Origin of the sequence: Streptomyces sp. NPDC002793, assembly GCF_040295485.1 — a bacterium.
Classification (GTDB): Bacteria; Actinomycetota; Actinomycetes; order Streptomycetales; family Streptomycetaceae; genus Streptomyces.
This window is the reverse complement of sequence record NZ_JBEOVL010000002.1, coordinates 227,078-237,030: the sequence shown is the minus strand read 5'-3', so window position 1 is coordinate 237,030 and position 9,953 is coordinate 227,078. Positions and strand designations below refer to the sequence as shown.

8 protein-coding genes are annotated in these 9,953 nt (G+C 72.7%); 6 read left to right on the top strand and 2 right to left on the bottom strand.

Annotated features, from left to right (window positions below; genetic code table 11):
- Positions 1-8: 8 nt before the first annotated feature.
- The 6 genes from ABT001_RS02855 to ABT001_RS02830 are packed head-to-tail and all read left to right on the top strand — an operon-like array spanning position 9 to position 7,861.
- On the top strand, positions 9-1,241 hold the full coding sequence (locus ABT001_RS02855) for a cytochrome P450 (RefSeq protein WP_351271310.1): 1,233 nt from the start codon (positions 9-11) through the stop codon (positions 1,239-1,241).
- A complete protein-coding gene (locus ABT001_RS02850) occupies positions 1,238-2,032 on the top strand; it encodes a thioesterase II family protein (protein ID WP_351271307.1) in 795 nt (264 codons plus the stop codon). Before ABT001_RS02855 ends, ABT001_RS02850 begins: the two co-directional genes overlap by 4 nt.
- Positions 2,033-2,072: 40 nt before the next feature.
- Positions 2,073-2,804 (top strand): class I SAM-dependent methyltransferase, encoded by a 732-nt coding sequence (locus ABT001_RS02845; RefSeq protein WP_351271305.1) that lies wholly within the window; start codon positions 2,073-2,075, stop codon positions 2,802-2,804.
- Positions 2,801-4,657, top strand: a complete 1,857-nt coding sequence (locus ABT001_RS02840; RefSeq protein ID WP_351271302.1) for an ABC transporter ATP-binding protein — start codon at positions 2,801-2,803, stop codon at positions 4,655-4,657. Before ABT001_RS02845 ends, ABT001_RS02840 begins: the two co-directional genes overlap by 4 nt.
- The gene (locus ABT001_RS02835; RefSeq protein ID WP_351271300.1) at positions 4,654-6,411 is read left to right on the top strand and encodes an ABC transporter ATP-binding protein; all 1,758 of its coding nucleotides are present in this window, start codon (positions 4,654-4,656) and stop codon (positions 6,409-6,411) included. Before ABT001_RS02840 ends, ABT001_RS02835 begins: the two co-directional genes overlap by 4 nt.
- Before the next feature lie 55 nt (positions 6,412-6,466).
- Positions 6,467-7,861 carry a salicylate synthase gene (locus tag ABT001_RS02830; protein WP_351271297.1) on the top strand — a complete coding sequence of 465 codons (1,395 nt, stop codon included), beginning with the start codon at positions 6,467-6,469 and terminating at the stop codon, positions 7,859-7,861.
- Positions 7,862-7,905: 44 nt separating this feature from the next.
- Here the strand turns inward: ABT001_RS02830 and ABT001_RS02825 are convergent, their stop codons facing one another.
- Together ABT001_RS02825 and ABT001_RS02820 are read right to left on the bottom strand one after the other, a co-directional pair.
- Positions 7,906-8,661, bottom strand: a complete 756-nt coding sequence (locus tag ABT001_RS02825) for a class I SAM-dependent methyltransferase (protein WP_351271294.1) — start codon at positions 8,659-8,661, stop codon at positions 7,906-7,908.
- A 76-nt stretch (positions 8,662-8,737) separates the two neighbouring features.
- Positions 8,738-9,952: an aminotransferase class V-fold PLP-dependent enzyme gene (locus ABT001_RS02820; protein ID WP_502967405.1), complete on the bottom strand. Its 1,215-nt coding sequence runs from the start codon at positions 9,950-9,952 to the stop codon at positions 8,738-8,740.
- Position 9,953: the final 1 nt, after the last annotated feature.

Genomic DNA, 9,953 nt, shown 5'->3' with positions numbered 1-9,953 from the left:
GACCACCGATGAACAGTTCCACCACCCCCGGCGCGAGTGTGCCGCCCGAAGGCGGGCCCCGTGACTTCCCGATCCGGCGAGGCTGTCCGTTCGCCGCACCCGAGGAGTACGACGCCCTGCGCACCGAGGACCCCGTGGCCCGCGTGACGCTGCCCACCCGCCGAGAGGCCTGGGTGGTGTCCCGCTACGACGACGTGCGCGCCCTGCTCTCCGACCCGCGTGTCAGCGCCGACATCCGCCGCCCGAACTTCCCCGCGCTCGGCGAGGGAGAGCAGGAGGCCGGGGCAAGGTTCCGCCCCTTCATCCGCACCGACGCCCCCGAGCACACCCGCTACCGCCGCATGCTCCTCCCGGAGTTCACCGTCCGGCGGGTACGCGCGATGCGGCCCGCCGTACAGGCCCGCGTCGACGAACTCGTGGACGACATGCTCGCCGCCGGGCAGCCGGTCGACTTCGTCTCCACGTACGCCAACGCCGTGTCCACCTCGGTCATCTGCGAACTGCTCGGCATCCCGCGCGAGAACCTCGAGTTCTTCCGGGACGTCACCCGGATCTCCGGATCCCGTACCAGCACCGCCGAGCAGGTGTCCGAAGCCCTCCAAGGCCTCTTCGGCCTCATCGCCGGCCTGGTGGCCGAACGGCAGAAGGAACCCGGTGACGACCTGCTCTCCAAACTCGTTACCGACCACCTGAACACCGGGAACGTCACCCTGAACGAGCTGCTCTCCGCCGTCGGCATCACCATCAACGCCGGCCGTGAGACCAGCACCAACATGATCACCCTGAGCACGCTGTTGCTCCTGGACCGGCCGGACCTCAAGGACGAACTGCTGGCCGACCCCGCACTCATGCCACGCGCCGTCGACGAACTCCTGCGCGTCATGTCGATCGCCGACTCCATTCCCCTGCGGGTGGCCGCCGAGGACATCGAGCTCTCCGGCCGGCTGATACCGGCGGACGACGGCGTCATCGGCCTCCTGGCCGGGGCCAACCACGACCCCGAGCGGTTCGAACACCCGGAGCAGGTCGACTTCCACCGGCCGGAGAACCACCACATCGCGTTCGGCTACGGCGTCCACCAGTGCATCGGGCAGCATCTCGCCCGGCTGGAACTGGAGATCGCCCTGGAGACCCTCCTCCGCCGGGTGCCGACCCTGCGCCTCGCGGGTGACCGCGAGGACGTCGCCTTCAAGCACGACTCGGCCACCTTCGGGCTCGAAGAGCTGATGGTGACCTGGTGAACCCGGTCCACAGCCCGTGGATCCGGCGCTGGAGCGGCGCGGCCGCTCCCCGGCTCCGCCTCGTCTGCCTCCCGCACGCCGGCGGCAGCGCGAGCTTCTACCGGCCCTGGGCCGCACTGCTGCCCCCCGAGGTCGAACTGCTCGGCGTCCAGTACCCCGGCCGCGAGGACCGCTTCGAGGACCCCGCCACCGACAGCATGGACGAGCTGGTCACCGCCCTCGCGGACGTCCTGCCGCCCCTGCTCGACCGGCCGTACGCCCTCTTCGGGCACAGCATGGGATCGGCCGTGGCCTGGGAACTCGCCCACGAGCTCGGCCGCCGGGGAGCGCCGGCGCCCCGCCGTCTCTTCGTCTCGGGCCGCGCCGCCCCCGGCACCGCCGTGGTCGGCGACGTGCACCGCCAGGACGACGACGTGCTCTGCGCCGAACTGCGACGGCTGGGCGGGACCAGCGGCGACGTGCTCGAAGACCCGGGCCTCCGCGCCCTGATCCTCGGCACCGTACGCAACGACTACCGGCTCATCGAGACGTACCGGCCCTCCGCCCGCCCCCCGCTGGACTGCCCGGTCCACGTACTGACCGGCAGCGAGGACCCGGAGCTCGACCAGGAGCGTCTCGGCGAGCGGGCCGGAGGCTGGGCGGATCTCACGACCGCCCGCACCGAGGTGCGGACCTTCCCCGGCGACCACTTCTACCTCACCCCCCGGCGCCGCGAGGTCGTCGCCACCGTCCTGCGGCGGATGGACCCCTCGCTGACCACGGGCGGGCACGTGTGGCCGAGCACCCCCTGAGCCGGCCGCCGCACCCCCGTCCGCCCTCCTGGAGAATCCCTTGATCGACTACTACTCGACCTCGGCCGAGTTCTACGAACTGGTCGCCACCCGGCACACAGCCAGCAGCGGGCCCCCGCTCAGCAGTGTGCTCCGGGGTGTCGACACCTCGCACGGTCCCGTGCTGGAGATCGGCGGCGGCACCGGACGCGTGACCGAGGTCATCGCGTCCGCACTGCCGCAGGCGGAGATCATCGTGGCGGAACCCTCCGCCACGATGCGCGCCATGCTCACCTCACGGGTCGCCCGCGATCCCGACCTGCGCCGCCGTGTCACCGTGACCGACGGCGCCGCCCAGGACCTGCCGCTGCCGGACACCCTCTCGGCCGTGGTCATGTTCGGCGTCGCCGGTCACCTCACCGCACCCGAGCGGGTGGCCCTCTGGAAGCGGCTCGCCGCCCGCCTGCCCGACGGGGCACCCATCGTCGTCGAACTGATGGGGGTCTCCTCACCACGCGTCATCCCGCCGGTGATGTCCCTCAGGGAGACCATCGGGCGCCAGACGTACGAGTGGTGGATCGGCGGCGAGCCCACCGAGGGCGACGCCATGCGCTTCACCACCACCTGGAAGGTCCTGCGGGAGGACGGCCGCACCGTCCGCGAAGTCAGCGACAGCTACGTCTGGCACACCTTCGACGTCGCCCGGCTCGCCGCGGAAGCGGGCATGACCAGCCGCCGCATCACCGAGGCGGGCGGCCGGGCCGTCCCCGAGATCGGAGTCCTCGTCAAGTGAAGCCGCACCCGTCCGGCCCTGGTCCGGACCCCGCACCCTCCGCCGCCCCACCGCCCGCGCTGCGCACCCTGCTGGGCGATGTCCGGGGACGCCTCGTCCTCGCTGTCGGCCTCCAGACGGTCGCCTCCCTCGCCGGGGTCGTCCCGTTCGTCGCCGTCTCCCTCATCGCCGGCCGTCTCACCGACGGCACCCGGGCCGGCGGCTCCCAGGCCGGCGGAGACGACCTCTGGCCGCTGGTCGTCCTCGCCTGCGCGTCGGGCCTGCTCGCCCTGGTGTGCGGTTCGGCGGCCGGCGCCGTCAGCCACCTGGCGGACAACGACCTCCAGCTCTCGCTCCGCCGGCGGCTCGCCCGGCACATCGGGCGACTGCCCCTGGGCCGGCTCACGGCCGAGGGATCCGGCCAGGTCAAGCAGGCGGTCCAGGACGACGTACGCGCCCTGCACACCCTGGTCGCCCACACCCTGCTCGACGTCGTCGGCGTCCTCACCGCCCCGGTGCTCGCTCTGGCCTACCTGTTCACCGTCGACCTGCCTCTGGCCCTGATCAGCGTCCTGCCGCTGGCGCTCGGCGTGTTCCTGTTCAGCCGGGCCATGTCCGGCGCGGGCGCGCAGATGGCCGAGTACGGAGCCGCGCTGAGCCGCATCTCCTCCGCGGCCGTCGAATTCGCCGGCGGCATCGCCGTCCTCAAGACCTTCGGGCGCGGACGCACGGCGTACGAGCGCTTCCTGGGCGCCACCGACGGATTCGCCGACTTCTTCTCCCGCTGGGTCCGCGCGACGCTCGCCACCTCCACCGCCGCGCTGCTCGTCGTCTCCCCGGCGGTGGTGCTCCTCCTGCTGGCCGTGGCGGGAGCGGTAGGCGTGACCAGCGGCTGGACGACCGGAGCCGAGATCGTCCCCTTCCTGCTGCTCGGCCCGGCCGTCGCCGCCCCCATGGGCGTGGTCGGCCCCCGGATCCAGCAGATCCGGGCCGGCCAGGCGGCGGCCGTCCGCATCTCCGCGCTGCTGGACACGCCTGCCCTGCCCGAACCCCGGACACCGACCGTGCCCCGGGGCCACGACGTCTCCCTGCGCGGCGTGACCTTCTCCTACGACGGCCGCACCGACGTGCTCGGCGACATCGACCTCGACCTCGCCCCAGGCACCGTCACCGCACTCGTCGGCCCCTCCGGATCCGGCAAGTCGACCCTGGCCGCACTGCTGCCCCGGTTCTACGACGTCACGGCGGGCACGGTCTCCATCGGCGGAGCCGACATCCGGGACATCCCCGCCGACGAGCTCTACCGCCGTGTCGGCTTCGTCCTCCAGGACGTACGGCTGCTCCGGGCGAGCGTCGCCGACAACATCCGCCTCGGCCGGCCCGACGCCTCCGACGAGGACGTCGAGCGGTGTGCCCGCGCCGCACACATCCACGACCGGATCATGGCCCTGCCCGACGGGTACGCCACCGAGGCCGGCACGGACGTCACCTTCTCCGGCGGAGAGGCCCAACGCCTGTCCATCGCACGGGCGCTGCTCGCCGACGCCCCGGTACTCGTCCTGGACGAGGCCACCGCCTACGCCGATCCGCACTCCGAGGCGCTGATCCAGGACGCGCTGTCCGAACTGGCCCGGGGCCGCACCCTGCTGGTCATCGCGCACCGCCTGGCGACGATCCGCACCGCCGACCGGATCGTGGTCCTGGCCGGCGGACGCATCACCGAGCAGGGCCGCCACGAGGACCTGCTGGCCCGGGGCGGCCGGTACGCCCGGCTGTGGGAAGCCCAGCGTGAGGAACCGCGGCCAGGCCCGGCATCCGCCCTCCCGTACGCGGACGACGCCCGGGACGACCTCCGAGAGGGAAGCTCACGATGATCCGTCAGCTGTACAAGGTCCTGGGGCGCGAGGGGGCCCGCCCGCTGAACGCGCTGCTCGCCCTCCTGGCCACCGCGGCCGTCCTCCAGGGCGTCGCCTTCGCCCTGCTGGTGCCCACACTGCGCGCCCTGCTCGGTGACCGACCGGGCGATGTGTGGCCCTGGCTGACCGCCCTCGTCGTCACCTCCCTCGGTTACGCGGTCCTGCAGGGCGCGGCCCTCCGCGGCGGGTTCACCGTCGGCTCGCAGCTCTCCCGGGTCCTGCACCGCAGGCTCGCGACGCGGGCGCTGGACCTGCCCCTCGGCTGGTTCACAGCGGGCCGGGCGGCCGAGTTCAGCCGGCTCGCCGGGCAGAACGTCATCCAGGTGATGAACATGCCCGCCCACCTGCTGCGGCCCTTCGTCGGTTCGGTGCTGACCCCGGTCACCCTGGTGACCGCGGCCTTCTTCCTCGACCGGCGGACGGCGCTCGTGCTCCTCGTCTGCGCCCCCGTGCTGCTGGCCGTGCACGCGGCGAGTACGGCCGTGATGCGCCGCCTCGACGCGGGCCGGGACGGCGCGATCGGTGAAGCCTCCGACCGCGTCCTGGAGTTCGCGCGGAACCAGCCCGTCCTGCGGGCCTTCGGCCGGACCGCCGAGGGCTACGGAGCGTTGGACGACGCCCTGGCGGCCGAGTCACGAGCCGACCGCCGGCTCATCGTCCGGGGTCTGCCCGGACTGGTCTCCTTCGCCTTCACCGCCCGGCTGGTGTTCGCCCTGCTGCTGGCACTGGGCGTGTCCTGGCACCTGGACGGCTCGATGACGGTCCCCACCCTGCTGGGCCTCCTCGTGCTGACGGTCCGACTGATCGACAGCCTCTCCGGGGCGGCCGACGTCGGCGCCGGGATGCGCATCGCCCGTAACAGCCTGGAAAGGCTCGGCGCCGTCCTCGACGAGGAGCCGTTCCCCCGGCCCGCCGAACCGCAGGTGCCCCGAAGCGCCGAAGTCGAGTTCGATGGGGTCGAGTTCCGTTACGCGGCGAAGGAGAAGCCGGGGGCGGACGGCCCGCGCCCCGTACTCGGCGACGTGAGCTTCCGCCTTCCGGAACGCAGCATGACGGCCCTCGTCGGACCCTCCGGGGCGGGCAAGACCACCGTCGCCAGGCTGCTCGCCCGCTTCTGGGACACCACGGGCGGCACCGTCCGTGTCGGGGGCGTCGACGTGCGCCACATCGCCCCCGAGGAGCTCGCAGCCCATGTCTCCCTGGTCTTCCAGGACGTCTATCTGTTCGAGGGCACGATCGAGGAGAACGTCCGGATCGGCTCCCCGGACGCCGGCCACGATCAACTGGCCAGGGCCTCCGCGCTCGCCGGACTCGACCGGGTGATCGAGGAACTGCCCGACGGATGGGCGACCCGGGTGGGCGAGGGCGGTGTCGCGCTCTCCGGCGGTCAGCGCCAGCGTGTGTCCATCGCCCGCGCGCTGCTCCGGGACACCCCGATCCTCGTCCTCGACGAGGCGACCGCCGCGCTGGACCAGGAGAACGAGGCCCTGCTCGCCGGGACGGTCCGCGCCCTGGCCGCCGAGAAGACCCTGCTGGTCATCGCGCACCGGCTCAGCACCGTCGTCGGAGCCGATCAGATCCTCGTCCTGGAGGACGGCGGGATCACCGAGCGCGGCACCCACGACGAGCTGGTCACGGCGGGTGGCACCTACGCCTCCTTCTGGGAACAGCGCGCCCGGGCCCACGGCTGGCGTCTGGAGACGACGGCATGACCACCACCCCCGTCCTGCGTAAGGACGCGGAACACCAGAGGAAAGGCACACCGGCATGACGACGGACTCCCCGCACGACTGGAAGGACTGGGGGAGGTCGGTCCCCGCGCTCCGGGCGGCCGACACCATGGACACCCCCTACGACGACCCGGCGGCCGCCGCCGTGCACCTCTCGAAGGCAGGGGTGGCCGACCAGTACGCCGTGTACGAGCAGGACGGCTGCTGGTACTTCGCGGCCGGCTCCTCGGTGACGCTCACCGCGGATGCCGCCCGTGTCACCGCCCGGGCGGACGGACGGACCTGGACCGCCCCGTCGGGAACCCGGCCGCTGGAGGTGTTCGCCGCGGCGCTCGACGCCCTGGCCGGAGCGGGCCACCCGGACCGCCGCTTCTACGGCTGGTCCGCCTTCGAACTGGCGCACCTCCTGCACGGTGACCCGGCCGCGGCGGGCACCGCGCCCCTGCTGTACGCGCTCGTTCCCTGCGTGGAGGTGTCCCTCACACCCGGCCGGGCCCGGATACGGGCCGTCGACGAGGCATGGGCCCGGAAGACCGGAGCGCTGCTGACCGAGGCCCCCGCCAGGGGCACCTCCGCCGCGGCCGTCCCGGACCGGGCCGAACAGCTCGTCACCGACGGCACCGCGGCGTACGGCGAGGCGGTCGCCCGGACGGTCGCGGACATCCGGGCGGGCCTGCTGGAGAAGGCCGTCGTCTCGCGCGCCGTCGAGCTGCCGGCGGGCCCGGCCGTCGACTTCGCCGCGACCTATCTCGCGGGCCGGAGGGCCAACACCCCCGCGCGCTCATTCCTCATCGACCTCGGTGGACGCAGGGCGGCGGGATTCAGCCCGGAAACGGTCCTGGAGGTCGGGCAGGACGGCCGGGTCAGCACGCAGCCGCTCGCGGGCACCCGAGCCCTCGGGACCGATCCGGTGGCGAACGGCCGCAGGCGGGAGGAACTGCTCACGGACCCGAAGGAGATCCACGAGCACGCCGTCTCCGTACGCCTCGCCTGCGACGAGATGGAGGCCGTCTGCGGTCAGGGAAGCGTGGTCGTCGAGGAGTTCATGGCGGTCAAGCCACGCGGTTCGGTTCAGCACCTCGCCTCGCGGGTCACGGGACGGCTCAGGCCCGGTGCCGGCCCGTGGGCGGCCTTCGCCTCGCTCTTCCCCGCGATCACCGCCACGGGCTCGCCGAAGAGGGCTTCCCTGAAGGCGCTGACGCGGTACGAGGAGGGGCCCAGGGGCCTCTACGGCGGAGCGGTGTTCCGGGGGAGCACCGACGGTTCGCTGGACGCGGCCCTGGTCCTGCGCACCCTGCTGGGCGAGGGGCAGAGGACCTGGCTCCGCGCGGGCGCCGGCGTCACCGGCCAGTCCGAACCCGCCCGGGAGACCGAGGAGACGTGCGAGAAGCTGCGCAGCGTCGCACCCCATCTCAGGTATCACCGGAGCTGACGGCCGTGAGGGCAGGGGCCGCGTGACCCCTGCCCTCCGCGGCCCTACTGCCGGATGGCGACGAGGACGTAGCTGTTGCCCACCTGCCAGACCGGGCTGGCATGGCCGAAACCGGCCTCGGCCAGCAGCTCGACGTGCCGGCCGAGTGTGACGGCACAGTCGGTGTGGACGGAGCCCGGCTTACGCCGCTCGGCGCACAGGTCCGTCAGCTCGGGCTCGTTCTCGACGGCGGACCACCACGCCTCCCAGTCCTCGTGGTCGAAGGCGTGCCGTCGCTCGGCCCTGCGCACCCCGACGAACTCGGCGATCTCGGCGAACCCGGCGCCGTCCTGCGACAGATGGTCCGCGTTGATCAGTACGCCTCCGGGCCGCAGCAGCGCGGTCAGCTCCGCGTAGGTGCTCCGCAGCACCCCTTCGGGGAGGTAGTGGAGCGCCGTGGTGGAGACGACCGCGTCGACCGGCCCCCGGAGACCCAGGGAGCCCGTCCAGCCCTCCTCACCGATCACCGCCTGGACGTACCGGGCGGCGTCCGGATGGCGCGCGCGGGCGAGCGCCAGCAGCAGCGGGTCCATGTCGACGGCGACGATCTCGGCCCGCGGCAGGCGCTCGATCAGCCGTGCGGGCAGCGAACCGGGCCCGCACCCCAGATCCAGCACGCGAGGGGTCGCGTGACCGGCCGTCACGTGCTCCACCACATCCGCCACGACGGTGAAACGTTCTTCCCGGTCGATCGCGTACCGCTGCTGCTGCTGCTCCCAGCGGTCCACCCACAACTGGGCCGTCGACATGCTCACGCTCATCTTGCTGTACCACCTCTACGTAATCGGTTCCGCTGTGTGACCCCGAATCTACAGGTGAAAACGATTGTCATCGGCACTAGCTCAGCTCGGCGAGGACCTCCAGCAACCGGTCTACCTCGTGCCGGCTGTTGTAGGCGTGCAGACTGACCCGTACGGAGCTGCGGTTCTCGCCCGCCCGGCCCTGGCAGAGGCCGTCCGCCCGCACCATGAAACCGTGGCTGAAGAGGATGAATCCCAGGTCGGCCGCATCGATGTCCCGATGCCTGAACGTCACGATGCCGTGCCGCTGCTGCACCGGGGAGCCCTCTGCCAGGCTCAGTTGGCACCCCACCACCTCGTACGGCGCCAGCGTGCGCAGCCCGTCCGTCAGCCGGGCGGCCAGCTCCACGGTCCATCGGCCGATCCGCGCCGGACCGGCCCGGTCGAGCCAGTCCAGAGCGGCGCCCAGACTGGCGATGCCCACGGTGTTCGGCGTGCCGCTCCAGCCGCGCGGCGCGAACGGAGCCCCGCGCACGCCACGGGACCAGACCGCCCCCGAGCCGGGCAGCGCCAGTGCCTTGTGCCCGGAGAAGACGGCGAAGTCGACGTCCAGCGCCTCCAGGGACACCGGCAGATGACCGACGCTCTGGGCGGCGTCCATGCAGATCACCGCGTCGGGCCCCACCGCCCTCCGGATCCGGTGCACGTTCATGTCGCCGCCGTAGACGTGGTGGACATGAGTGACCGCGACGAACCGCGTACGGGCCGAGACGAGGCCGGCGAGGCGGTCGGCGTCGTAGTCGCCGGAGGAGAGCTGGTACGGCATCTCCCGGACCGTGACACGGGTGCCCCGCCGGTCCAGCGCGGCGACCGCCTCCAGCCAGGGGGAGACGTTCGCCTCGTGATCCGCGAACGGGACGACGATCTCGTCCCCGTCGCGGAGTTCATGGGTGAGCCAGTCCAGGGCCACCAGGCGCAGCCCTTCCGTCGTGCCGCTGACGAAGTGCACGGACGAGGCGTCCGGATCCGGGTCGCCGAGGAACGCCTTGACCCGCCCCCTCGTCTCCTCGATCAGATTCGTCGTCCTGTTGGCCCACGGGTAGGTACCGCGCCCCGCGTTCGCGTTGGAGGTCGTCAGGTACTCCTGCACCGCTTCCAGGACCGCCCGCGGCTTCTGCGCGGTCGCGGCGCTGTCCAGGTACGCCAGACCGGGGTGACCGGTCACGATCGGGAACTCCGCGCGCAGGGCGCTGCTCCAGGCGGCCAGGTCCTCCTCCGCCACGGGCCCCGCGTCCGCCGGCCCGCTCGGCACG

Coding starts and splice junctions, on each gene's coding strand:
- ABT001_RS02830 (WP_351271297.1), top strand. CDS start 6,467: ATGACGACGGACTCCCCGCACGACTGGAAGGACTGGGGGAGGTCGGTC.
- ABT001_RS02825 (WP_351271294.1), bottom strand. CDS start 8,661: ATGAGCGTGAGCATGTCGACGGCCCAGTTGTGGGTGGACCGCTGGGAG.
- ABT001_RS02835 (WP_351271300.1), top strand. CDS start 4,654: ATGATCCGTCAGCTGTACAAGGTCCTGGGGCGCGAGGGGGCCCGCCCG.
- ABT001_RS02855 (WP_351271310.1), top strand. CDS start 9: ATGAACAGTTCCACCACCCCCGGCGCGAGTGTGCCGCCCGAAGGCGGG.